The organism is Kitasatospora sp. NPDC101155, from assembly GCF_044768305.1.
Lineage (GTDB): Bacteria > Actinomycetota > Actinomycetes > Streptomycetales > Streptomycetaceae > Kitasatospora.
Map to the genome: position 1 here is coordinate 64,877 of NZ_JBIWPN010000005.1, position 24,023 is coordinate 88,899.

The 24,023-nt window shown below is 72.0% G+C and carries 21 protein-coding genes; 10 read left to right on the plus strand and 11 right to left on the minus strand.

Annotated elements, in window-relative coordinates:
• The first annotated feature begins 52 nt into the window (after positions 1 to 52).
• Positions 53 to 1,324, plus strand: a complete 1,272-nt coding sequence (locus ACIRYZ_RS09155) for a DUF2786 domain-containing protein (RefSeq protein ID WP_402941591.1) — start codon at positions 53 to 55, stop codon at positions 1,322 to 1,324.
• Positions 1,325 to 1,373: 49 nt separating this feature from the next.
• Positions 1,374 to 2,489 (plus strand): ADP-ribosylglycohydrolase family protein, encoded by a 1,116-nt coding sequence (locus ACIRYZ_RS09160; protein WP_402941594.1) that lies wholly within the window; start codon positions 1,374 to 1,376, stop codon positions 2,487 to 2,489.
• 6 nt (positions 2,490 to 2,495) lie between these two features.
• On the opposite strand, the gene ACIRYZ_RS09165 is transcribed toward ACIRYZ_RS09160, so the two are convergent.
• The 3 genes from ACIRYZ_RS09165 to ACIRYZ_RS09175 are packed head-to-tail and all read right to left on the minus strand — an operon-like array spanning position 2,496 to position 5,653.
• Positions 2,496 to 3,818, minus strand: coding sequence for a serpin family protein (locus ACIRYZ_RS09165; RefSeq protein ID WP_402941596.1), 1,323 nt, complete (start codon positions 3,816 to 3,818; stop codon positions 2,496 to 2,498).
• 41 nt (positions 3,819 to 3,859) lie between these two features.
• Positions 3,860 to 4,327, minus strand: coding sequence for an NUDIX hydrolase (locus tag ACIRYZ_RS09170; RefSeq protein WP_402941599.1), 468 nt, complete (start codon positions 4,325 to 4,327; stop codon positions 3,860 to 3,862).
• Positions 4,328 to 4,381: 54 nt separating this feature from the next.
• On the minus strand, positions 4,382 to 5,653 hold the full coding sequence (locus tag ACIRYZ_RS09175) for a tetratricopeptide repeat protein (protein ID WP_402941602.1): 1,272 nt from the start codon (positions 5,651 to 5,653) through the stop codon (positions 4,382 to 4,384).
• 208 nt (positions 5,654 to 5,861) lie between these two features.
• Here ACIRYZ_RS09175 and ACIRYZ_RS09180 point away from each other — a divergent pair, with 208 nt between their 5' ends.
• The 3 genes from ACIRYZ_RS09180 to ACIRYZ_RS09190 all read left to right on the plus strand — a co-directional run bounded on the left by ACIRYZ_RS09180 (position 5,862) and on the right by ACIRYZ_RS09190 (position 6,867).
• A complete protein-coding gene (locus ACIRYZ_RS09180) occupies positions 5,862 to 6,284 on the plus strand; it encodes an ATP-binding protein (RefSeq protein ID WP_402941605.1) in 423 nt (140 codons plus the stop codon).
• Positions 6,281 to 6,592, plus strand: a complete 312-nt coding sequence (locus ACIRYZ_RS09185; protein WP_402941607.1) for a hypothetical protein — start codon at positions 6,281 to 6,283, stop codon at positions 6,590 to 6,592. Before ACIRYZ_RS09180 ends, ACIRYZ_RS09185 begins: the two co-directional genes overlap by 4 nt.
• A gap of 65 nt (positions 6,593 to 6,657) precedes the next feature.
• Complete coding sequence (locus ACIRYZ_RS09190; RefSeq protein ID WP_402941609.1) at positions 6,658 to 6,867, plus strand: hypothetical protein; 210 nt, start codon at positions 6,658 to 6,660, stop codon at positions 6,865 to 6,867.
• Between the two features lie 4 nt (positions 6,868 to 6,871).
• Here ACIRYZ_RS09190 and ACIRYZ_RS09195 read toward each other — a convergent pair whose 3' ends face one another.
• From ACIRYZ_RS09195 to ACIRYZ_RS09225, 7 genes are all read right to left on the minus strand, one after another.
• Entirely contained in the window at positions 6,872 to 7,870 is a 999-nt protein-coding gene (locus ACIRYZ_RS09195; RefSeq protein WP_402941612.1) for an ADP-ribosylglycohydrolase family protein, read from the minus strand.
• 19 nt (positions 7,871 to 7,889) lie between these two features.
• Positions 7,890 to 9,104: a cytochrome P450 gene (locus ACIRYZ_RS09200; RefSeq protein ID WP_402941615.1), complete on the minus strand. Its 1,215-nt coding sequence runs from the start codon at positions 9,102 to 9,104 to the stop codon at positions 7,890 to 7,892.
• Positions 9,105 to 9,196: 92 nt separating this feature from the next.
• On the minus strand, positions 9,197 to 9,937 hold the full coding sequence (locus ACIRYZ_RS09205) for an SIR2 family NAD-dependent protein deacylase (protein ID WP_402941617.1): 741 nt from the start codon (positions 9,935 to 9,937) through the stop codon (positions 9,197 to 9,199).
• Between the two features lie 54 nt (positions 9,938 to 9,991).
• Positions 9,992 to 10,603: a hypothetical protein gene (locus ACIRYZ_RS09210; protein ID WP_402941620.1), complete on the minus strand. Its 612-nt coding sequence runs from the start codon at positions 10,601 to 10,603 to the stop codon at positions 9,992 to 9,994.
• A gap of 188 nt (positions 10,604 to 10,791) precedes the next feature.
• Positions 10,792 to 11,472: a response regulator gene (locus ACIRYZ_RS09215; protein ID WP_402941622.1), complete on the minus strand. Its 681-nt coding sequence runs from the start codon at positions 11,470 to 11,472 to the stop codon at positions 10,792 to 10,794.
• Positions 11,469 to 12,656, minus strand: a complete 1,188-nt coding sequence (locus ACIRYZ_RS09220; protein ID WP_402941625.1) for a sensor histidine kinase — start codon at positions 12,654 to 12,656, stop codon at positions 11,469 to 11,471. Before ACIRYZ_RS09220 ends, ACIRYZ_RS09215 begins: the two co-directional genes overlap by 4 nt.
• A gap of 82 nt (positions 12,657 to 12,738) precedes the next feature.
• Complete coding sequence (locus tag ACIRYZ_RS09225) at positions 12,739 to 13,413, minus strand: DUF4097 family beta strand repeat-containing protein (protein WP_402941627.1); 675 nt, start codon at positions 13,411 to 13,413, stop codon at positions 12,739 to 12,741.
• Positions 13,414 to 13,637: 224 nt separating this feature from the next.
• Here ACIRYZ_RS09225 and ACIRYZ_RS09230 point away from each other — a divergent pair, with 224 nt between their 5' ends.
• The 5 genes from ACIRYZ_RS09230 to ACIRYZ_RS09250 all read left to right on the plus strand — a co-directional run bounded on the left by ACIRYZ_RS09230 (position 13,638) and on the right by ACIRYZ_RS09250 (position 20,001).
• On the plus strand, positions 13,638 to 14,357 hold the full coding sequence (locus ACIRYZ_RS09230; RefSeq protein WP_393025271.1) for a Crp/Fnr family transcriptional regulator: 720 nt from the start codon (positions 13,638 to 13,640) through the stop codon (positions 14,355 to 14,357).
• Between the two features lie 90 nt (positions 14,358 to 14,447).
• Complete coding sequence (locus ACIRYZ_RS09235; protein ID WP_402941630.1) at positions 14,448 to 15,320, plus strand: hypothetical protein; 873 nt, start codon at positions 14,448 to 14,450, stop codon at positions 15,318 to 15,320.
• Positions 15,317 to 17,557, plus strand: coding sequence for a hypothetical protein (locus tag ACIRYZ_RS09240; protein WP_402941632.1), 2,241 nt, complete (start codon positions 15,317 to 15,319; stop codon positions 17,555 to 17,557). Before ACIRYZ_RS09235 ends, ACIRYZ_RS09240 begins: the two co-directional genes overlap by 4 nt.
• A 44-nt stretch (positions 17,558 to 17,601) precedes the next feature.
• Positions 17,602 to 18,552: a hypothetical protein gene (locus ACIRYZ_RS09245; RefSeq protein ID WP_402941634.1), complete on the plus strand. Its 951-nt coding sequence runs from the start codon at positions 17,602 to 17,604 to the stop codon at positions 18,550 to 18,552.
• Positions 18,553 to 18,705: 153 nt separating this feature from the next.
• The gene (locus tag ACIRYZ_RS09250; RefSeq protein ID WP_402941635.1) at positions 18,706 to 20,001 is read left to right on the plus strand and encodes a M48 family metalloprotease; all 1,296 of its coding nucleotides are present in this window, start codon (positions 18,706 to 18,708) and stop codon (positions 19,999 to 20,001) included.
• Positions 20,002 to 20,104: 103 nt separating this feature from the next.
• Here ACIRYZ_RS09250 and ACIRYZ_RS09255 read toward each other — a convergent pair whose 3' ends face one another.
• A complete protein-coding gene (locus ACIRYZ_RS09255) occupies positions 20,105 to 23,998 on the minus strand; it encodes a DNA-directed RNA polymerase subunit beta' (protein WP_402941637.1) in 3,894 nt (1,297 codons plus the stop codon).
• Between the last annotated feature and the right edge of the window lie 25 nt (positions 23,999 to 24,023).

A 24,023-nucleotide genomic window follows, 5' to 3' on the forward strand; every position in this document is an offset into this window, starting at 1 on the left:
CCGGCATCATGGGCCGGAGAGGCCGGGCCGTCGAGGAGAGCAGGGACACACCGTGGGCAAGCGCACGCAGCAGGGCGGGAACGCCGGGCCGCTGCTGGAGCAGGCGGTGCGGTCGGTGCTCACCGCCCCGGACGAGGGGCTGGACCTCGCTCTGGACACCGGGGCCTCCCTGCTGGCCGCCTCGGCCGGGCAGTGGTCGGCGGTCAGCCGGGCGCTGCTGGGGTACGTGGACACCGCCGTGGGCCGCTGCTGGTCGGCGGGCTGGCGCCCGGCCGACCTGGTGCGGGTGGTGCGGCGCCAGCTGAAGCCCGTCCACCTGGCGCTCGCGGTGGACCTGATCGCCGCCGAGGGCCGCCGCCACCCCGCCGCAGGCCTGGACCGGCGCTGGCAGGAGCAGCTTCGCGAGCTGGAGACCGAGGTCTGGTGGCCGGCCGACGAGCAGTACCTCGACGCCTTCGCCCACCGGCACCGGCTGGACCGCTTCGCGCTCGCCACCACCGTCCTGGAGCTGCTGCGCAGCTGGGGCCGGCTGCCCCCGATCGCCCCGGTCGGCCCGGTGCCCGGACAGTCCGTACGGGCGCAGCACGCCACCGGGCCGGTGACCGGGGAACCGCGGATGCTGGCGCGGATCCGGGCACTGCTGGCCAAGGCCGAGTCCACCGAGTACCCGGAGGAGGCCGAGGCGCTGACTGCCAAGGCCCAGCAGCTGATGGCCCAGCACAGCATCGACGAGGCCCTGCTGGCCGCGGCCGGTGCCGACCGGGACGCCCCGGCGGCGCTGCGGATCGGCGTGGACAACCCGTACGAGGGCCCCAAGACGATGCTGCTGGACGCGGTCGCGGCGGCGAACCGGTGCCGGGTGGTGTGGGCGAAGGAGTACGGCTTCTGCACCGTGATCGGCTTCGACGGCGACCTGGACGGCGTCGAGCTGCTCTACACCTCGCTGCTGGTGCAGGCCACCCACGCGCTCAACAAGGCCGGCTCCGGCAAGGACTCCCGCAGCAAGGCGTTCCGGCAGTCCTTCCTGGTCGCGTACGCGGCGCGGATCCGCGAGCGGCTGACCGCCGCCACCGAGCGGACCACCAGCGCCGCCGCGGCCGGCCGCCACCTGCGCGAGGACGGCACCGAGGAGCAGCTGCTGCCGGACGAGCGGCTGCTGCCCGCGCTGGCCGCCCGCTCGGCGCAGGTGGACGAGGAGGTGGGCCGGCTGTTCCCGAAGCTGGTCTCGCAGCGGGTGCGGGTCAGCGACGGCGAGGGTTGGGCGGCCGGACGCGCCGCCGCCGACCGCGCCGCGCTCCACGGGCGGGGCGAGATCCACAACTGACGTCGTGCCTGATAGAAACGACCCCGCCACGAACGAAGGGGGATTCGACTTGACGGAGTCGGCGGCGGAGTCGGGTTACCGGGACCGGGTGCGCGGAGCGCTGCTCGGCGGCGCGATCGGCGATGCGCTGGGCTGGCCGGTGGAGTTCCAGCAACTCCACCAGATCCAGGACCGGTTCGGGCCGCAGGGCGTGACCGCGCTGCCGTCCGGGGGCGGCGGTCCGGTGGAGGTCACCGACGACACCCAGATGACGCTGTTCACCGCCGAGGGCCTGATCCGCGGCTTCGTCCGCGGTTGGACGGGCGGCGGCGGCTCGGTGCCGGAGGCCGTGCACGGCGCCTACCGGCGCTGGCTGCGCACCCAGTACCAGGGCGAGCCGGACACCGAGCCGCAGCCCCGGCCGTACGACGGCTGGCTGCTGGGCCGGCCCTTCCTGTACGCGCGGCGGGCGCCGGGCAACGCGTGCCTGAGCGGGACGTCCGAGCACCCGGTGTTCGAGGCGCCGTCCGCGATCGGGCACCCTGGGCCGATCAACCCCGGGTCCAAGGGCTGCGGCACGGTGATGCGCTCGGCGCCGTTCGGGCTGGCCCGCCTGGGCGTCGAGCAGTCCTTCGGACTGGCCGTGCAGTGCGCCCAGCTCACCCACGGACACCCGACCGGCTACCTCGCGGCGGGCACCTTCGCGGCGCTGGTCGAGCGGCTGGCGGCCGGGACTGAGCCGTGGGCGGCGGTCGGCGAGACGGTGGAGCAGATCCGCGAGCTGCCGAAGTCCAAGGAGACCGTCCAGGCGCTGGCCCGGGCGGTGCGGCTCGCCCAGGAGGCCGAGCCCTCGGCGGACACGGTGGAGCGGGTCGGGCTGGGCTGGATCGCCGAGGAGTGCCTGGCCATCGCGGTGTACTCGCTGCTGGCGGCCACCCTCGACCCCGACCCGGTGCGCACCGCGCTGCTGCTGTCGGTGAACCACTCCGGGGACAGCGACTCCACCGGCGCGGTCTGCGGCAACCTGGTCGGGGCCGCGTACGGCGCCTCGGCGCTGCCCGCCGAGTGGGCCGGGGCGGTCGAGGGGCGGGCCGAGCTGCTGACCGTCGCGGACGACCTGCTGGTGCTGTTCGGCAGCCGCGACCCCCACCACCCGGCGCTCGGCGGGCGCTACCCGGCCTGGTGAACGGCCTTACTCGGCCTGCGGGTCGGTGACCTGGCCGAGGAACAGCGGCCGTCCGTTCGAGGTGTCCCGGATCAGGAACAGGAACGGCCGGTCGATGTGCAGCTGGGCGGGCTGGCGCGGGGCGGGCGCGGCCGCCGCTCCGACCCCGACGCCGCTGCCCGCCGCCGCGACCGTGCCGTCCTCGTCGACCTCGACGGTGGCCTTCTGCACCACCGTGCTGACGGCGAGCGGCTCCTTGGCGATGCCGGACAGGTCGGCGTGGTCGAAGGCCGCGTTGACGCCGAGTGAGCGCAGCGCGGGGGTGAGTTCGTTGGACGTGTCGAAGTGGAAGCGCGGCAGCTGCAGGTCGACGGGCTGCGCGCTGAGGGCGCCGAGGATCCGGTCCAGCTGCGGTTGGTCCAGCCCCTTGGTGAAGGCCGCGAAGCCACCCTGCGCGGGGACGATCAGGTCCATCGCCAAGTTGCCGTTCGCGTATGGGAGTTCGACGGCCTGCCACGGTTCGCCGACGATCCCGCCGGAGCCGTCCGCGTACTTGAACTCGCCGGTCTGGCTCATCGTTGAGACGTTCGGGGTGGCACCGTCGAGCTTGTGGAACGGGCGGTCCTCGGTGTGCGCGGGCTTGAACGCGGAGGCCCACTTCGCCTTGAGGTAGAGCGCGTCGGTGAGGACCAGCCGAGTGCCTCCGTTGATCGCGTTCGGCGCGAAGAGGTCCTTGATCCGCCCCTCGGTGGCCTTCTCCACGGCCGCGTTGACGGCCTTGCGGCTGCCCTCCGGGTCCTTCTTGAAGTCGGTGGTGTGCACTCCGGCGTCGAAGGCGGTGGCGAGGGTGGCCAGGTAGTCGGGCTCCACCGGGAAGCCCTGCTGCGTCCAGACCTCGTCAGCCTGGTGCAGGGTGAGCCCGTCGGTGGTCGGGACGGGCCGGTTCAGCGCGCCGGCGACGAGGGCATACTGCTTCGGGTCGAGGCCGGTGTGCAGGGCCTTGGCGAGTTCCTGGGCGGTCGCGCCGCGGGCGCCGGGCAACAGCATCCCGAGCACGGTGGACAGCCCGGACGGGGAGACCACCAGGTTGCGCCCGGCGCTGTCCGGCGTCGCGGTGAGGGTGTGCAGGAGGTCCAGGCCGAAGGCGTCGGTGCCCTGCGCGGTGGCGGCCGCCTGGGCCGGGTCCACCGCGGGCCGGCTGGCCGGCGCGGAGGCCTTCAGCTCCGAGGTACCGGCGGCCCCAGTGCTGCCGCAGCCGGCGATCAGCGGCGTGGCGAGCGCGGCGGCGAGGAGCAGCGCCGCCGGGCGGCGGATGGCGCGGCGACGGGTTCCGGTGCTGCTGTTCGTCATGGCCCTTCGACGCGGCACCCCGCCTCCGGGTTCCGCCTCGGCTACCGGACGACAGGAATCCGACCGCTTCGCCAGTCATCGAGCCGCTTACGGATGCTCGCGACCATGGGCAGCGCGTCCACCTCGTCCGGGTTGAACCAGGCGGTTTCGAAGGACTCGTCCGAGGTGCGAAGGGTGCCGCCGACAGCCCGTCCGAGGAGACAGATGGAGAACTCCTGGCGGACCTCCCCGTCGTCGTACGCGAGGACGTGGCCCGGGTTCGTATAGGTGCCGACGATCCCGGTGATCTCGATCTCGATACCCGTCTCTTCGAGGGTCTCGCGAATCCCGCATCCAGCGAGGGATTCACCCAGTTCCATCTTTCCGCCCGGCAGTGCCCACATGCCGTTGTCGGTGCGCCGCTGCAACAGAACTCGGCCTACCTTGTCCACCACGACCACGGAAGCAGCCGGAACCAGACTGTTGGGCTCAGGGGCATTCGGGTCGTCTTCGTAGTCACGCCTGGCCATGCTCCGTCGCCTCCCAGATGTTCCGCCCCCGCCCCCTGAACGACCTCGGAGGCCTTAGAACGGCAGAGCGGGCTTGCTCTCCGCCCCAATGGTGACCAGCTGCTCATGGAACTGCCGGGTCAGTATCTCCTTCGGGTAGTTCGCCTGGAGCTCCTGATCCAGCTCTCCGGCGATCATGAGGAGGGACGGTAGTGACTTCCGCTCGGCCTCGAAGGCTCGCCCGGCGACGGAAACGGCCTCCTCAAGCTCACCTCGGCGGGCCGCAGCGACACCGAGCGTAAGCCTAGCCTCCGCCATGCGCATGGGTGAGCGCTCGGACCCGTCTGGCGCTGTGCCCACTCGGATGACCTCGCGGGCGTGGACCGAGGCGCGGTCGTCGTCGCCGAGCAGCCGGTACGCGTCCATCGCGTAGAAGTCCCACTTGTCGGGATCGATGACGAAGTGGTGGTCCGGGTGCTCCGGCTTGGGAAGGCGTTCCAGCCTCGCCCGCCCAGCCTCAAGGGCGTCTCGCACACCTCGGCCGTCGCCCATGCGCCCGTACGCCTTGGCGGCCTGCCCGTAGAGCTGAGCCCCGATGGAGTGGCTGGCGTCTGCGGCGTGGCCGGCCTCTACGGCGGTGATCACGTCGACAAATCGCCCCTGCGTGAGGGCGAACCACGCCTCAAGCTCCCATGCCCACGCGACGATCTCTCCGTGGCCGCTCTCGGCTCCGACGCGAAGGGCTGCGGCCCTGCTGAGGTTCGCGGCCTCGACCTGGCCCAGGTCGTATTCGAGGCATCCACCGAGCAGGAAAAGCCATCCGGCATCGACCAGTAGGTCACGGTGCTGCTTGAGCGAGATCCGGCGCTCCAACTGCCGGGTCACGAAGTTGATCCCCTCACGGGTCTTCTGGTGGAGGTCGGCCGCCGGCGCGTACGGATACGCCCGGCAGAGCTGGTAGATCGCGGCCTCGATCGACTCCATCGACGCCGGGTTTATGTCGGACTGCTCGATACGTCGCACCATCTCGGCCACCTCCCACAGGCCGAAGCTCCCTGTGGGCGGCAGGGCAACGGCGGCTGGCGGTTGTGCGACCACTCCTACCACAGCACCGCGTTCCCAGGGCCGGGCAGCCAAGCCGAGGAGATGACCAGGAATCCGCAGTCCGTCGGCAACCTGGATGATCTTCTCCATGGTGGTGATCGCGCCTTCATCACGGGCCAACCTGCCGACTCGTTCGGCCTTCACGTCGATGGCCTCGCCGATCTTGGTGAAGCTGATGCCGCCCCACTTCCGGGCAAGGGCGAAGACTTCGCCCAGGTCGCGACGGTTCAGGGCATCGCGCACGTCGGCGCGCTCAAGGACGTGCGGTGGCAGTGCTGCAGGCGTTGGAGCTTCAGACATGACCACGTCCCATGTGTCGATCTGACGCCGAGTCGCGCGGTGATCACCAAGTGTACCCATCGCGGGTATACCCACCACGGGGGAGCGGCTGCGGCCCCCTCACTTGAATCCTCTTCTGTGCGCAGGGAATTGCCGTCAGAGGAGGGGCGAGATGTCGACCGTCGAGATCTCCGCGTTCGAAACGATGCTCACGCGACACCGGCGGTCTGTCCGGACCGCCAGGAACCACCTGCGCGACTTCCTCGCCCAGGTTCCCTACGGTCCCGCCCTCCTGAGTGACGGTGAGGTCGTACTCACGGAGTTGGTGACCAACGCGGTTGTGCACGGCCGGGTGTCTCGGAGGCGACGCATCGCCATCCGCTTCGAGTTGCTGTGCGGCCATCTCCGGATCGAAGTGCACGACGCGAGCAGCGAGAAGCCGGTGATCCGGCGCGCAGCCGGCCCGGATGACCTCTCGGGGCGTGGGTTGTGTCTGGTGGAGGCCCTGTCCATGGAGTGGGGATGCGAGCCCCGGCCGGAAGGCATTGGAAAGATCATTTGGGCCCTGGTGGGCCCGGAAGGTGGTGCGCGATGAGGCTCGTGAGGACGTCCGGGGAGGCTGCGCCGTACCCGTTCCCGGTAGTGGTGGAGGTCAAGGGGGTCACGGAGCCCGCGCAGTTCTCCAAGCTGCCGGACGCGCTGTCGGCGCTCCTCGCCTCGCTGCGGGCGCTGCCGCTCACCGTCGAGCAACTGGACTACTTCGAGGAGCTGTTCGGGCCGGACTCCGCGCAGCGCATCGGCCACCGGCTCGCGACCTACGGCGAGGTGCGGTCGCTGGCGTTCCTCGGCCTGACGCCCCACCTGGTCAAGCTGTACCCGGCCGCCCCCGGATCGCCCCGGTGAAGCGGCGCCGCCTGCGGGCCCGACTCGATCGTTTCCGCACGTGGTGGTGGTTGGACGGTCAGTTCATGCGACCGATCCGGGCCATCTCGCCGAGTAGACGTGCCGCCCACCGCGAGGTGACGCGGTGGTGCGGCGAGCCTGGGTATCTCGACAGCTACCGGATGCAGTTGATGCGACGGATCTGGCGGGAACACGCGGGAGTTGACGACCCGCTGGCCGGCCTGAACGAGGCGGCGCTGTTCCGGCGGATCTTCGGCCGCGAGACCGGGCCTTGACCGCTCAGTCCCAGAGGGCCCCGAGTGCCAGCAGCTCGTCCCGGTACTCGATCCGCTCGACCCACTCCCCCGGCCAGACCGCCTCGCCGTGGTGGGCGCCCGCGAAGGCGCCGGTCAGGCAGGCGAGGGAGTCGGAGTCGCCGCTGGAGTAGGCGGCCCGGCGCACGGCGGCGACCGGGTCGTCTGGCAGCAGCAGGAAGCAGAGCAGGCCGGTGCCGAAGGCCTCCTCGGCGACCCAGCCCTCACCGGTGGCCAGGCAGGGGTCGGCCTCCAGGTCGGGCGCGGCGAGCGCGGCCTCCAGCTGGTCGAGCACCTTGAGGCAGTCGTCCCAGCCGCGGGCGATGACGGCCTGCGGGGAGCTGCCGTACCAGCGGTCGGCGAGGTCGCCGAGCCAGAACTCGTCGTACCGCTCGCGGCTCGCCAGCGCGTACGCCCGCAGCACCGCGGGCAGTCCGGCGGGCGGGAGGCCCTCGGCCAGCTTGCGGACGGCGTAGGCGGTGAGGTCACTGGCGGCGAGCGCGGTCGGGTGGCCGTGGGTGAGCGCGGACTGCAGCTGGGCGGCGCCGGAGAGCTGTCGGGCGTCCAGGTCGCGGATCAGCCCGATCGGGGCGACCCGCATGTTGGCGCCGCAGCCCTTGGAGCCGACGTCGCTCGCCTGCTGCCAGCGGTACTCGGGGTGGCTCAGCCGTTCGCAGGCGCGCAGGCAGGTCATGCCGGGGGCGCGGTTGTTCTCCGGGGAGCGCCACCAGTCGACGAACTCCTCGCGCACCGGCCGCTCCAGCCGCAGCGGCGTCAGCGGCCCGCGCTCCAGGGCGGTGCGCAGGCCGCGACCGAGGGCGAGGGTCATCTGGGTGTCGTCGGTGACCAGCGCCCGCTGTGGCAGCGGGAGTTGCCGCCAATCGGGATGGTCGGCGGCGATCGCCTCGACGCTCTTGAACTCGGTCACCCGGCCGATCGCGTCCCCGATCGCCAGCCCCAGCAGTGCCCCCGTCGCCTTGCCCACGGCAGCTCCCCCCTCTTCGTCACACTTCGACCAGCAGCTCCTTGAGTCCTCGGATCACATAGCCCGGGTTCCACTCGGGCTCGCGGACCAGCCGCAGGCCCGGGGCCCGGCGCAGCAGGGTGCCGTAGGACTCGGTGAGCTCCAGTCTGGCAAGCGGGGCGCCGAGACAGAAGTGGATTCCGGCGCCGAAGGTGATGTGCGGGTTGTCGGCGCGGGCGAGGTCGAGCCGGTCGGGGTCGGCGAAGCGCTCGGGGTCGCGGTTGGCGGAGCCGAAGAGGAGCGCGATCTCGGCGCCGCGCGGGATGGTGACGCCGCGGACCTCGATGTCCTCCAGCACCCAGCGCTCGAACATCTGCAGCGGGGTGTCCCAGCGCATCAGTTCCTCGACGGCGGTGGGCAGCAGTTCGTCCACCGAGCCGCGCAGCCGGGCGAGTTCCCCGGGGTTACGGAACAGCGCCCACCAGCCGTTGCCGGTGGTGTTGACGGTCGCCTCGTGGCCGGCGTTGAGCAGCAGCACGCAGGTGGAGACCATCTCCTGCTCGCTGAGCGCGTCGGAGCCCTCCTGAGCCTGGATCAGGGCGCTGATCAGGTCGGCGCCGGGGGCGGTGCGGCGCTCGCGGATCAGGGTGCGCAGGTAGTCGGAGAACTCAATGCTCGCGGTGACGGCCCGGCGGGCGGTCTCCTCGCTCGGGTTGAGTTCGAACATCCCGGTGATGTCGGCGGACCAGGGGCGCAGCAGGTGCCGGTCGCCCTCCGGGACCCCGAGCATCTCGGCGATCACGGCGACCGGCAGCGGCTCGGCGACGGTGGCGATCAGGTCGCCGCCGCCGGCGGCGAGCAGCCCGTCGACCAGTTCGCCCGCGAGGCGCTGGACGGTCGGCCGCAGCCCCTCGACCATGCGCGGGGTGAACGCCTTGGAGACCAGGCGGCGGATCCGGGTGTGGTCGGGCGCCTCCAGGTCGAGCAGCCCGTGGTCGTTGAGGGTGTGGAAGGGCTCGTGCGCCGGGTCGGGCTCGGGGCGGCCGAACTCCTGGTGGCTGAAGCGGTGGGTGTAGGTGCGGCCGAGTCGACGGTCGCGCAGCAGGGCGCTGACGTCCTCGTGGCGGGAGACGAGCCACTGGTTCGTCGGCTCGAAGTACGTCACCGGCGCGTGCTCGCGCAGCTCGGCGTACGCGTCGTACGGGTGGGCCACGAAAGCCGCCGACCAGGGGTCGAACTTCGCCGTCGTCGTCATCGGTCGTTCACTCCAGGCCGTGAGGGGAAGCCGGAAGGATCATCGTACGCACGCGGTACGTCCGCAAATAGCCCCTTCCGACCGCCCTTTTCTCACACCCGTTCCAGCACCAGCCGCCGCACCAGCTCGGGCAGCGCCTGGGAGATCGGCTCCCGGATCACCTCGGCCGCGGCCTCGTCGAAGGGGGTCGGCTCGCCGTTCATGACGATCAGCCGGGCACCGCCCTCCACCGCGATCTGCGGCAGCGCGGCCACCGGGTAGACCTGGAGGCTGGTGCCCACCGCGACGAAGATGTCGCAGGCCTTGGCGATCGCGTCGGCCTGGTCCAGCACCACCGGGTCCAGGTTCTCCCCGAACATCACCGTGCGCGGCTTGAGGATGCCGCCGCAGTCCCGGCACGCCGGGTCCGGCTCGCCCGCCTCGACCCGCGCCAGCGCCTCCTCCATCGTCCCGATGGTCCGACAGCCCACGCACTGCACCTCCCGGGCGGTGCCGTGCAGTTCGAGTACCTTGCGGGCGGGCAGGCCGGCCCGCTGGTGCAGCCCGTCCACGTTCTGGGTGAGCACCCGCACCGGCAGCCCGGAACGTTCCAGGTCCACCAGCGCGCGGTGCCCGGCGTTCGGCTCGGCGGCCAGCGCGCCGGCATCGCGGCGCATCAGCCAGGCCCGCGCGCGCACCTCCGGATCGGCCAGGTACGGGCCGATGGTCACGAGCCGCTGGGCCGACAGGTCCTTCTGCCACAACCCCTGCGGGCCGCGGTAGTCGGGGATGCCGGAGTCGGTCGAGATGCCCGCGCCGGTGAGCACGGCGATCAGAGGACGCTTGGCGTTCATACCCGGGACGGTACGGCCGCCGCACCGCCCCCGGCCACCGATATAACCGCCCCGTCAGGCCAGCGCCGCGCGGAGCGCGGGGGCCGGGCGGGTGAGCGGGGAGAGCGCGCCGAGGTAGCAGGCGGCGGCGAGCGGGATGAAGGCCAGGTCGGCGGCCGAGGCGACGGTACCGAGCAGCATCAGCACCGGGCTCCACCAGCGCAGCGTCCGGGCCGCGCCCACCGAGGCGGCGACCAGCAGGGCCAGCAGGCCGACGTAGAAGAGCAGCGGGCCGACCTTGTACACGGCGGGCAGCACCCCGGGGACGTCCTGGACCCGCTCGAAGAGGCGCGCCTGCTCGTCCTTGGTGGCCGAGGCCAGGCCGACGTAGAGGTCGATCCCGATCTGCGTCAGCGCGGCCGCCAGGCCGATGAGCGCCGTTCCCAGCGCGGTGTTCGCGGCCAGCCGCCCGACCGTGGTGCCGCGCGGGGCGAGCAGCCGGCGCAGGGCGAGGAGGACCGGGGCGAACAGCAGCAGACCCGCGAACATCGCGGTGTGCCCGGCGGTCCAGCCGAGGCCCGGGGCGCGGGAGCCGGGCACCAGGCGGATGCCGCCGTAGAGGGCCATCAGCGCGGGGGCACCGACGGCGGCGTAGCAGGTGAGGCGGCTGTTCCGGAGGGCGTTCATGCGAGGTTCTCCCGTGGTGTCCGTGATCCGTTGCGACACCCCAGAGCCTCCCGGCCGGGGCCCTCGTCGTGGATCGCCCGCACCGGCGAACTCCCGGCCTCCCCCGCTGGGGGGAGCCGGTCAGGACCGCCCTGCCGGAAAGCCGCTCAGGCCTCCCCTGCCGGACGTCGGGCCTCCCCTGCCGGACGTCAGGGCTCCCCCGCCACCACCGCCCCGGCCTCGTACGCGAACACCACCGCGTGCACCCGGTCGCGCAGCCCGAGCTTGCTCAGCACATTGCTGACGTGCGTCTTCACGGTGTGCTCGCTGACCACCAGTTCGGCCGCGATCTCCGCGTTGGACAGCCCGCGCGCGATCAGCCGCAGCGTCTCCTGCTCGCGCAGGGTCAGCTGCTCCAGCAGCTTGGACGGCGGCCGCTGCGCCCGGTCCGGCGCCCCCGGACGGCGGGCGGCGAACTCGCCGATCAGCCGCTTGGTCACCGAGGGCGCGAGCAGCGCCTCCCCCGAGGCGACCATCCGCACCCCGTGCGCCAGGTCGTCCCGGCGGACGTCCTTGAGCAGGAAGCCGCTGGCGCCCGCGTACAGCGCGTCGAAGACGTAGTCGTCGATGTCGAAGGTGGTCAGCATGATCACCTTGGTGGACGGGAACTCGGCGCACACCCGGCGGGCCGCCTCCAGCCCGTCCATCACCGGCATCCGGACGTCCAGCAGCAGCACGTCCGGGTTGTGGGCGCGCACCGCCTCGACCGCCTCGGCGCCGTCGCACGCCTCGGCCACCACCTCGATGTCCGGCTGCGCGTCCAGGATCATCCCGAACCCGGCTCGCACCAGCTCCTGGTCGTCCGCGACCACCACCCGTATCGACGTCATCCGCCCACCCTCTCCACCACGCCCGCCGGCCCCAGCGGCAGTCGGACACTCACCAGGAACCCCTTGCCCTCCGGCCCCGGACCGGCCTCGGCCCGGCCGCCGCAGGCCGCCGCCCGCTCGCGGATGCCGACCAGCCCGCGCCCGCCGGACCAGCCGGCCACCGTACGGTCGGCCTTCAGCGGCACGCCGCGCCCGTTGTCGGACACCACGACCTCCAGCACGTCACCGGTGCGCCGCACCCGGATCGCGACCCGGTCGGCCCCGGAGTGCTTGACGGTGTTGGTCAGCGCCTCCTGCACGATCCGGTACGCCGCCGCCTCCACGTCGGCGGGCACCGCGCCCAGCCCGTCCGCGAGTTCGAACTCCACCCGCAGGCCGGCCCCACGCACCCGCTCGGCCACGTCGGCGAGTTCGGCCAGCCGGGGCTGCGGCGCCAGCTCCCGCCCCGCCTCCGGATCCTTCAACACCCCGAGCACCCGCCGGAGTTGGACCATCGCGTCACGGCCCGAATCGGCGATGGTGTCGAAGGCGCGGATCGCCCGCTCCGGCTTGTTGTGCACCACCAGCGGCCCGGCCTCGGCCTGGATCACCATCAACGACACGGCGTGCGCCAGGATGTCGTGCATCTCCCGGGCGATCCGGGCCCGTTCCTCGGCGACCGCCCGGGCCGCCTCGGTGGCCGCCCGCTCGCCGGCCTCCCGCGCCCGCTCCGCCTGGATCCGGGCCAACTCCCGCTGGGTGCGCACCAAGGCGCCGAAGACGAAGGAACCGCCCGAGGTGAGCACGCTGAACAGCGCGCCGTTCGGCGAGTGGGTGCCGATCACGTTGGCGACCACCACCACCGCCAGCACCGGCCAGCGCTGCCGGTCGGGGAAGCGCTCCGCCACCGTGTACATCCCGATCACGGCGTACAGCGGCACCTGCGGGTTCGCCGAGTGCGCCACCACCGACAGCACCAGCGACGGCACACTGCCGACGATCAGGGCGGTCAGCGAGACGCGGCGCCGCCAGGGCAGGTACAGCGCGGTGGACACCGCCAGCAGGTAGACCCACCAGGGCCAGTCCGTGTCGTCGTTGTAGACCGCCCAGACCGACACCCCGGCCGAGCAGACCGCCAGGAAGGTGTCCAGCACGTACGGGCTCGGCCCGGTCGTCCGTGTCCGCCAGCGCGCCACGCGCTCCACCGTCGTACCTCCCCCGTACCCGGGGGCCCCGCCCCCGCGGAGAAGATCATGCCCTACCGGCAGAACCTCCGGCACCGCCCGGTCAGGCACCGCTGACCGTCACACCGCCGGTCTCCGCCCGCGCGGTGATGCTGTGCGCCGCGCCCGGCTGGGAGGGGATGCTCACGTCCGTCCCGCCCGTCGTGGCCCGCGCGTCCACCGTGTACGTCTCCCCGGATGGCACCTTCAGGTTCACCCCGCCGTTCGAGGTCGTCGCCTCCACCTTCGACGGCGCGCCGGCGAAGGTGGCCCGCACTCCCCCGTTCACGGCGCTCAGCCGCACCTGCGGGGAGGTCAGACCGCTGGCCTCGACCCCGCCGTTCTTCACGTCGGCGTCGACCTCGGCGGCCAGCCCGGACAGCTTGATGCCGCCGTTGCCCTCCTTGACCCGCACCTTGGTCCCGGCCGGCACCCGCACGGTGTACCCGATCCCGCAGGAGTCGCAGTCGTACGTCAGCCGGAGCACGCCGTCCTTCACCTCGTGGGTGCTCTTCGGCGCGTCCCCCTTGTAGTTCTGGTCCTCGACCACGTGCACCGCGTCGCCGCCGCCGGTCACCACCACGCCGCCGTTCTGCCCCTCGACCACCAGCTCCTTGACCTGGTCGGCCACCCCGTAGCTGACCGTCCGGTGCTCCTGGTCGTCCCCGATCGGCAGACAACCCGACATCCCGACCAGCACCCCAGCGGTGATCGCCATCGCGCCCAGCACTCGCTTCATTTCCGGCCCCTTCACAAGCCCCGTCATCCCGACACCGAGAAGCCTCCCGCAGCGGCCCCTCCGCCACCTCCCCCACCGGAGCGGTTCCCTCGGCTCCCCCGCGAGGGGGAGCCGAATTCGCGGAATCGCCGACGGCGCGGCCCGTTCGCGAGTAGCTTGTTTGCCCGCGCTCAACCACCCGCGCCCACCCCTGCCGAGGCGAACACAACGAGGGCTGATCAGCCATGGCCAACACGCCGTCCGGCGGACCCGGTCCCGCGACCGGCCACGGCCTCGACGACCGCGTGCCCTTCCTGGCCAGGCTGGACCACGCCGATCGCAGCGCACTGCTCGCCCTCGGCCGCCGGCTCAGCTACCCCGCGCGGTCCACCGCGCTGCGCGAGGGCGAACCCTCCGACCACGTCCTGCTCGTCCTGCACGGCTGGCTGAAGGTGACCGCCGCCGCCGAGAACGGGTACGAGGCACTGCTCGCGCTGCGCGGACCGGGCGACATCGTCGGCGAGTCCGCCGCCCTCAGCGGACGGCCCCGGGCGGCCACCGTCACCGCGCTGGAGCAGGTCGAGGCCGCCGCCGTCGACCGGGCCACCTTCACCGACTACCTGCAACGCACCCCCGCGGCCTCGATGCAGCTGCTGGCACTCTCCACCGACCGGCTGCGCGCGGCCGACCACCACCGGCTGAAGTTCGCCTCGCTCAGCGTCAGCGAGCGCCTCGCCGACCTCCTGCTGGAACTGGCCCGCACCCACGGGCGCCGGACGGACGAGGGCATCGTCATCTCGGTCCCGCTCAGCCAGCAGGAGCTGGCCGGCTCGGTGGGCGCCTCCCGGGAGGCCGTCGCCCGGCTGCTCAAGTCCCTGCGGGACCGCGGCATCGTCGCCACCAGCCGCCGCTCGCTGGTCATCGCGCGCCCCGACCTGCTCCGGAGGCCCGGTCAACTCCGTTGATCCGTACAGAGGTTCTGTGCACACCGTCACAGAACGAATGCCTCACCCGCGCTCACGCCACCGTGCCCGCACCGGGCAGGCTGAGGCCCGATGACGAACCGAGAGGTGACCATGACCGAGCCGGTGAACCACACCATCCTGCTGCTGGACATCGAGCAGTTCGGCCGACGGGACGACGTCGAGCAGGCCTTCATGCGCCGGATGCTCTACTCCGTCCTGCACGAGACGCTGCGCAGCGCCGGCATCGAACCCGCCGAACAGCGCTTGGAGGACCGCGGTGACTCGGTGATGGCCCTGATCAGCCCCACCGTCCCCAAACCCAAACTGCTGCACGCCCTGATCAACGAAACCCCCACCCTGCTGCACGCCAACAACCGCCTCGCCGCCGACAGCGCCCGGGTGCGGCTGCGGATCGTGCTCGCCGCCGGCGAGGTCGCCGTCCAGGAGCTGGGCGGAGCGCTCGGCGGCGCGGTCGGCTGGGACCTCAACCAGGCCTTCCGGCTGCTCGACTCGACGGCCCTGCAGGAGGCGCTGAAGCACCGGGACGGCCCGTGCGTGCTCAGCGTCTCCGACGCGGTCTACCAGGGCATCGTCCGGCACGGCCACGGCGGGCTGCCGACGGACGCCTTCCACCGGATCACCGTCCAGGGCAAGGAGGGCGACTTCCCCGCCTGGCTGCACGGCGAACCGGCGCCGACGCCGGTCGCCGTCCCTCCGGCCCCCCAGGGCATTCCCATCGCGGCCGCCGCCCCTTCCGCCTCCCCATCCGCCGCCCCTTCGGCCGGCCCTGCCCCGGTCCCCGCCGCCGCCCCGGCCCCGAGCCGGACCCCCGCCACCTTCCAGTTCCTCGGCGGCTCACCGTCCTTCGGCGGCAACCTGATCGGCGGCGACCAGCACGTCGTCTCCGGCGGCGAGGTCCACGGCGACGTCAACACCGGCAACACCGTCGGCGGCGACCGATGACCGCCACCCCCGAGCAGGAGGCCTCCCAGCAGCCGGCCGACCCCGACCAGGACGGCGCCGAACTCCAGGAGGCCCCGCCCGAGGAACCCCAGAACGCCTGGGAGGCCGCCCAGGAACTGCTGGAGCACGTCCCGGACGCCTTCGCCGGCCACGGTTTCCTCTTCGCCGGCGGCAACCCCCGCTTCGGCGGCGACCTCGTCGGCGGCGACCAGCACACCGTCTCCGGCGGGCAGGTCCACGGCGACGTCGTCACCGGCCACAAGACCACCGTCTACCAGCTCGGCTCCGCCTTCGGCGCGCCGCTGCACGCCTCGGGCGAGGTCCCGGCGGAGGAACTCGACGCTCTGATCCCGGTCTTCCACGGTGGTCTGCTCTTCGACCAGGCCGTCCACAAGCTGCGCGAACAACGGCTCCTGATCCTCACCGGCCGGGCCGACACGGGCCGCCGCTCCGCCGGACTGATGCTGTTGGCCTATCTGGGCATCCGCAGGATCCGCAACCTCGACCCCGATGTCTCCCCAGCCGACCTGCTCACCGGCGTCGAGCAGGCCAAGGGCTACCTGCTCGCCGACTACGCGACTCCCCGCTCCCGCCCACTGCGCCGCCCCGACCTCGACCGCCTCCGCGAGACCCTCACCAAGCAGGACAGCTACCTGGTCATCACCACCGTCCGCTCGGCGGCGATGCGCGAACTGCCCACTGTCAGCTGGGAGCCGCCCGACCCCCGCGCTGTGCTCGCCGAACACCTCCTCACCTTGCTGGAGGACCAACCGGCCGAACGGATCGAGGAGTTACTCGCCCTGGCCCCGGTCCGGGAGTTCCTGGCGCAGGCCCGGCCGATGCGGGAGTTGGCCGAGTTCGCCGTCGAGCTGGCCGAGTACTCGCCGGAGACGGGCGCACCCTCGAACCTCGCCGACTTCGGCCACGGCGTCGTCCAGGAACAGGTCGGCCGCTGGTTCGGCGACCCCGAACTCCCGCTCCGCGAAAAGGCGTTCCTGCTCTCCCTGGCCGTCTTCGACCACGCCCCCTACACGCTCGCCGCCGAGGGCGCCGACCTCCTCTTCCGCCGCCTGGAGACCATCCGTACCGCCGGCGAGCTGGACGGCATCCCGCCCTTCGGCAGCTCGATCGAGGAGCGGATGACCCTCGCCCGGGCCGAACTCACCGAGGAGACCGAGCAGACCCCGTGGGGCCCGGTCCCGCAGCGGATGGCCTCCTTCCTCGACCCCCGCACCTCGCACACGCTGCTGCGCGAGGTCTGGGCGAGCCATCCCTCCGCCCGCCCCGCGATCACCGGCTGGCTGAACGCGCTGGCCACCGACTCCCGCGCCCTGGTCCGCACCCGGGTGGCCTCCGCCACCGCCCTGCTCGCCTCCGTCGACCTCTCCGCCACGATGAGCGCTCTGCTCGGCCCGTGGTCCGGCGCCAAGGACTTCCGGCTGTGCGTCCAGGCCGCCAACAGCCTCGCCCTCGCGTACCACGCGGGCACCGGCGCCGTCCCGCGCATCCTGCGCAGCTGGGCGGCCGACGACAACGCCCACCGCCGCTGGACCGCCATCCGCTGCTACGCCCTGCTCGGCCCGCTGCTCCCGGCCCAGGCGCTGGAGGCCTTCGCACTGGCCGCCGACCGGCTCACCGCCGCGGAACTCGACCAGCTCGCCGCCAAGCTCCGGCTCGGCAACCAGGCCCCGGCCGTCGACCAGCCCAACCGCTACCAGGCGCTCGGCCTGGTCGAGGCCGCCGAACTGCTGCTGCTCTCCCCCGAGGCCGAGGAGGCCCTGCGCGCCCTGGTCCACTGGCTCTCCGGCCCGGCCGGCCTGCGGCAGCTCGCCCTGGCCACCTTCCTGACCGCCGCGCAGCGCACCGAGGACACCGTCGTGGGCCGGCCGCTGCTGCTCGACTGGTACGCCCGGAGCCCGCGCCCCGAACCGGGGGGCGTGGTCAGCGTCACGGTGCTGTCGACCCCCGAGGAGCCGCCGCCGGTCCGGTCCCTGCTGGCCCTCCTGTGGCGTACGGCCCTCACCGACCGCCTCTACGGCACCGTCGCCCTGGGCGTGCTGCGCGGCTGGCTGATCGGCGCCACCGACCAGCCCGAGACGGACTCCCGACTCAGCGAGCTGTTCGACGACCTGGCGGTCACCGAGCGCGACCGCCAGCGGCTCGACCACCTCGTCCGCACCGTCCGCGACGGCGGCCCGGCCACCCTGCCGCCCGCGCCGTCCCCGTCCAGCGGCTGAAGCCGAAGCCCACCCGACCCGTCCCGATCCTGGAGCATCCGCGCATGTCGGCACGACACCGCCCCGACCTCCCCACCGGGGACCTCAGCGACCCGGTCCTGAAGGTCCACCCGTTGGGCCGCTCGCTCGGCCTGCCCAAGCGGCCGGCCGCCCGCGCCGACTCCGCGCTGGTGCTGACCTCGCCCTCCGGCGAGCACCAGGTCTTCCTCCCGCCGCACCGCCCCGGCTTCAGCGATCTGGTCGGCCGCGGCTACCAGGCCGCGTACGAGATCGACCTCGGCCTGCACCACCTGCGGATGGTGGAGCGGCTGCCCGGTCGGGACGACGTCGGCGCCTTTGAGGCCGTGGTGGAGATCGACTGGCAGGTCACGGTCCCGGAACTGGTGGTGACCAGCCGGATCGGTGACGTCCCGGCCGTGCTCGTCCCCCGCATCCGGCAGCGGATGCGCGCGGTCACCCGCACCCTCACCACCGACCGGAGCGGCGAGGCCGAACTCGCCGTCCAGCAGGCGCTGGACGAGTACCCGGTCGCCGAGGCCGAGGGCCTGCGGGTGGGCTGCGCCGTCCAGCTCGACATCGACCAGGCCGCCCGCGACCAGAAGGAGCGGCTACGCGGGTACCACTTCGACACCCAGGCACATCCGCACGCCCTCCGGCAGGTCCAGGAGGCGAACGAGATCCTGGCCGCGAAGGCGAAGTTCTACCAGTACCACCTGGAGCAGGGCGGGGTGGCCGCCTGGGCCCTCCAGGTCGCCGCCCACCCGGAAGACCTGCCGCGGGCGCTCGGCTACCTGAAGGACGAGCAGCAGGAGCTGGTCCAGGGGCAGCTCTCGGTGATCCAGCGGCTGCTCGACCAGGACGCCCTGGAGGACTTCGAACTGGAGGGCCCGCGCCGGGACGCCAAGGCCGCGTTCGAGGCCATCCTGCGCGCCCGGCCCGGCGCCCCGGGGGCGCCCCGGCTCGACAAGGGCCCGAACCCGCCGCTCCCCCGGTGAACCCGGGGAACCCGTAGGCGCCGACCTGTTCCCGCCGGTCACCGCCCTGCTGCTGGGCTGACCCGGTTCCGCACACCCGTCCGCACCCGTCCGCACCCGTCCACCGCCGTACGGACGCCGCTGTCGCGCGCGTCCCGTCCCAAGGACTCCGTCATGACCGAACCGACCTATCCGGACGCTCCGCCGCCGCAGTACCCGACGTCCCCACCGCCGTACCCGACCGTCCCGCCGCAGCACCCGCACGGCGCTCCCCAGCACCCGGCCGCGGCCCCGCCGCAGTACCCCACCGCCGCACCGGAGTACCCGGCCGCGGCTCCTCAGCACCCCACCGCGGCCCCGCCCCAGTACCCCACCGCCGCACCGCAGTACCCCACCGCACCCCCGCCGCAGTACGCACCCCCGCCCCCGCCTCAGCAGCAGCCGCCCCGCGTCCCCGCCCAGGGCTTCGCCCCGCCGCCCGCACCGCCGCAGCCGCCCGTTCTCGACCCCACGGTCGACATCGACCCGCACACCGGCCGGATCCACCTGGCCGCCCGCCAGCGCGGCGCCGACGCCACCACGATCGGTCAACTGCTCTTCCAGCTCCCGCACTTCCTCTGCAGCCTGGTGGTCGTCGCGATCGTCTCGCTGTTCCTCCCCTCCCCCGCCAACCTGCTGCTGATCGGTCTCTGGATCGCCTCGGGCGCACTGGTCTTCCACCGCCCCACCGAGAAGATCCTCGCCCGCTACCTGTTCCGGATGCGCCCGGCGCTGCACTCCGAGCTGACCCGCCTGGAGCCGATCTGGCACCAGGTGACCGCCAAGGCCGGGGTGAACCCGGAGTCTTACGACCTGTGGATCGAGGACCACAAGAGCATCAACGCGACGGCGGCCGCCGGGCACATCGTCGCGGTCACCCGGTACGCGCTGGACACCCTCCCCGCCGCGCAGCTGGCGGGTGTGCTGGCGCACGAGCTCGGCCACCACCGCGGCGGCCACGCCTGGGCGAGCCTGCTCGGCTACTGGTACTCGCTGCCGGCCCGGTTCAGCTGGGCGCTGTTCCGCTTCGTCGCCGTGATCGCGTTCCGGATCGCCGCGATCTTCTCGCTGCTCGGCGCACTGGTGGTGGGGCTGGTCTCGGTGGTCCTGGTGGTGGCCGTGGCCTTCGCCTTCCCGCCGCTGCTGCTGCTCCTCGTCACGCCCTACCTGCTCGCCGCGGTCGGCCGCCGCTCCGAGCTGCGGGCCGACGTCCAGGCGGCCGAGCTCGGCTTCGCCGACGCCCTGATCGAGGTCTTCCACGGTTTCCTGCGGGACGAGGAGGCGGCGCTGGCGGTCGCCGCGCGGGAGAACGGCGGCCGGGCCGTCCGCCCGGGCCTCGGTCAGCGGCTGCTGTCCACCCACCCCGACACCCACACCCGGATCCGCCGCCTGGAGGACTGGCGCGCGGCGGCGGCCACCGGCGCGCGCTGAACCCGCCCGCCGAGCAGGCCTGCTGACCACGCCCGGTAGCCGGAAACGCCGCAGGGCGGCCACCCCGTGAGGGGTGACCGCCCTGCGATCAGTGACGCGCGACTCAGCCGGTGTACGGGCCGTAGTCGTAGTCGTCCAGCGGAACCGCCTGGCCGGAGCCGGCGCCGAAGGGCGACAGGTCGTAGTCGTCGTAGCCGACGGCCGAGTACATCGCGGCCTTGGCCTCCTCGGTCGGCTCGACCCGGATGTTGCGGTAGCGGGGCAGACCCGTACCGGCCGGGATGAGCTTACCGAGGATGACGTTCTCCTTGAGGCCCAGCAGCGGGTCCGACTTGGCGTGGATCGCCGCGTCGGTGAGGACCCGGGTCGTCTCCTGGAAGGAGGCGGCCGACAGCCAGGACTCGGTGGCCAGCGAGGCCTTGGTGATACCCATCAGCTGCGGACGACCGGAAGCGGGGTGACCGCCCTCGGAGACCACGCGACGGTTCTCGGTCTCGAACCGGCCGCGCTCGACGAGCTCGCCCGGGAGCAGCTCGGCGTCGCCCGACTCGATGATCGTCACGCGGCGGAGCATCTGCCGGATGATGATCTCGATGTGCTTGTCGTGGATCGACACACCCTGCGAGTTGTAGACCTTCTGGACCTCGGCGACCAGGTGGACCTGGACGGCACGCTGGCCCATGATGCGCAGGACGTCGTGCGGGTTGGTGGCACCCATGGTCAGCTTCTGGCCGACCTCGACCGCCTCGCCCTCGCTGACGAGCAGCTTCACACGCTTCGAGACCGGGTAGGCGATCTCGTCGGTGCCGTCGTCCGGCGTGATGACGATCTTGCGGGTCTTCTCGGTGTCCTCGATCCGCGCCCGGCCGGTGGCCTCCGAGATCGGGGCCACACCCTTGGGGGTACGGGCCTCGAAGAGCTCGACGACACGCGGCAGACCCTGGGTGATGTCGTCACCGGCCACACCACCGGTGTGGAAGGTACGCATGGTCAGCTGGGTACCGGGCTCACCGATGGACTGGGCGGCGATGATGCCGACCGCCTCACCGATGTCGACCAGCTTGCCGGTGGCCAGCGAGCGGCCGTAGCAGAAGGCACAGGTGCCGACGGCCGACTCACAGGTCAGGATCGAGCGGACCTTGACCTCGGACACGCCGTGGCGGATCAGCTCGTCGATCAGCACGTCACCGAGGTCGGTGTTGGCCGTGGCGAGGAGCTTGCCGTCGACGGTGATGTCCTCGGCGAGCATGCGGGCGTACACGCTGGTCTCGACGTCGTCGGCCTTGCGCAGCACGCCGTCGGCGCCCACGGAACCGATCGACAGCTTCAGGCCGCGCTCGGTGCCGCAGTCCTCCTCGCGAATGATGACGTCCTGGGAGACGTCGACCAGACGACGGGTGAGGTAACCGGAGTCGGCGGTACGGAGGGCGGTGTCGGCCAGACCCTTACGGGCACCGTGGGTGGAGATGAAGTACTCCAGCACGGTGAGACCCTCACGGAACGACGCCTTGATGGGTCGCGGGATGGTCTCGTTCTTGGCGTTCGACACCAGACCACGCATACCGGCGATCTGACGCATCTGCATCATGTTTCCACGAGCACCCGAGTCGACCATCATGAAGATGGGGTTCGTCTTCGGGAAGTTCGCGGCCATGGCGTCCGCGACCTCGTTGGTCGCCTGGGTCCAGATGCCGACGAGCTCCTGCTTGCGCTCGTCGTTGGTGATCAGACCGCGCTCGTACTGCTTCTGGACCTTCTCCGCCTTCGCCTCGAAGCCCTCCAGGATCTGGGGCTTGCTCGGCGGGACGATGACGTCCGAGATCGAGACGGTGACACCCGAGCGGGTCGACCAGTGGAAGCCGGCCGCCTTCAGGTTGTCCAGGGTCGCCGCGACGACGACCTTGGGGTAGCGCTCCGCCAGGTCGTTGACGATCGCGGAGAGCTGCTTCTTGCCCACCTCGTAGTCGACGAACGGGTAGTCCTCGGGCAGCAGCTCGTTGAAGAGCGCGCGGCCCAGGGTGGTGCTCAGGCGGAAGGGCTCGCCCTCGAACCAGGTCTGCTGGCCGTCCTCGTCCACCGGAGCGGTCCAGCCGCGCGGCGGGACGGTGCCGGCGCCGAGGCGCAGCTCGATCGGGGCCTGGACGTCCAGCTCGCGGGCGTCGAAGGCCATGATCGCCTCGGCGGTCGACGAGAAGCTGCGGCCGGCGCCCTTCACGTTGTCGCGGTCCGAGGTCAGGAAGAACAGACCGAGCACCATGTCCTGGGTCGGCATGGTGACGGGGCGACCGTCGGCCGGCTTCAGGATGTTGTTCGAGGACAGCATCAGGATGCGGGCCTCGGCCTGCGCCTCCGCGGAGAGCGGCAGGTGGACGGCCATCTGGTCACCGTCGAAGTCCGCGTTGAACGCGGTGCAGACGAGCGGGTGGATCTGGATGGCCTTGCCCTCGACCAGCTGCGGCTCGAAGGCCTGGATGCCGAGGCGGTGCAGGGTGGGCGCACGGTTCAGCAGGACCGGGTGCTCGGCGATGACCTCTTCGAGCACGTCCCACACGACCGGGCGGGCACGCTCGACCATGCGCTTGGCCGACTTGATGTTCTGCGCGTGGTTCAGGTCGACCAGGCGCTTCATCACGAACGGCTTGAAGAGCTCCAGCGCCATGGCCTTCGGCAGACCGCACTGGTGCAGCTTGAGCTGCGGGCCGACGACGATGACCGAACGGGCCGAGTAGTCGACTCGCTTGCCGAGCAGGTTCTGGCGGAAACGACCCTGCTTACCCTTCAGCATGTCGCTGAGGGACTTCAGCGGGCGGTTGCCCGGACCGGTGACCGGACGGCCGCGGCGGCCGTTGTCGAACAGCGCGTCGACGGCCTCCTGGAGCATGCGCTTCTCGTTGTTCACGATGATCTCGGGGGCACCGAGGTCGAGCAGGCGCTTCAGGCGGTTGTTGCGGTTGATCACGCGGCGGTACAGGTCGTTCAGGTCGGAGGTCGCGAAGCGGCCACCGTCCAGCTGCACCATCGGACGCAGGTCCGGCGGGATGACCGGGACGCAGTCCAGCACCATGCCGTTGGGCTTGTTGCTGGTCTGCAGGAACGCGGAGACGACCTTGAGGCGCTTCAGCGCACGGGTCTTCTTCTGGCCCTTGCCGGTGCGGATGATCTCGCGCAGGCGCTCGGCCTCTTCGGCCAGGTCGAAGGTCTCCAGGCGGTCCTTGAGGGCCGCCGCGCCCATCGAGCCGGAGAAGTAGGTGCCGAAGCGGTCGCGCAGCTCGCGGTAGAGCAGCTCGTCGCCCTCGAGGTCCTGGACCTTGAGGTTCTTGAAGCGGGCCCACACCTCGTCGAGGCGGTCGAGCTCGCGCTGCGCACGGTCGCGCAGCTGCTTCATCTCGCGCTCGGCGCCCTCGCGCACCTTGCGGCGCACGTCGGCCTTGGCGCCCTCGGCCTCCAGCTCGGCCAGGTCGTTCTCGGCCTTCTTGGCGCGGCCTTCGAGGTCGGAGTCGCGACGGTTCTCGATCTGCTGGCGCTCGACCGAGACGTGCGCCTCCAGGGACGGCAGGTCGCGCTGGCGGCGCTCGTCGTCGACCCAGGTGATCATGTAGGCGGCGAAGTAGATGACCTTCTCGAGGTCCTTCGGCGCCAGGTCGAGCAGGTAGCCGAGGCGGGACGGCACACCCTTGAAGTACCAGATGTGGGTCACCGGGGCGGCCAGCTCGATGTGGCCCATCCGCTCGCGGCGCACCTTGGCGCGGGTCACCTCGACGCCGCAGCGCTCACAGATGATGCCCTTGAAGCGGACGCGCTTGTACTTACCGCAGTAGCACTCCCAGTCCCGGGTCGGGCCGAAGATCTTCTCGCAGAAGAGGCCGTCCTTTTCGGGCTTCAGGGTGCGGTAGTTGATGGTCTCCGGCTTCTTGACCTCGCCGTGCGACCACTGGCGGATGTCGTCGGCGGTGGCCAGGCCGATGCGGAGCTCGTCGAAGAAGTTGACGTCAAGCACTGGTCGTCAAGCCCTCTTTCGTAAT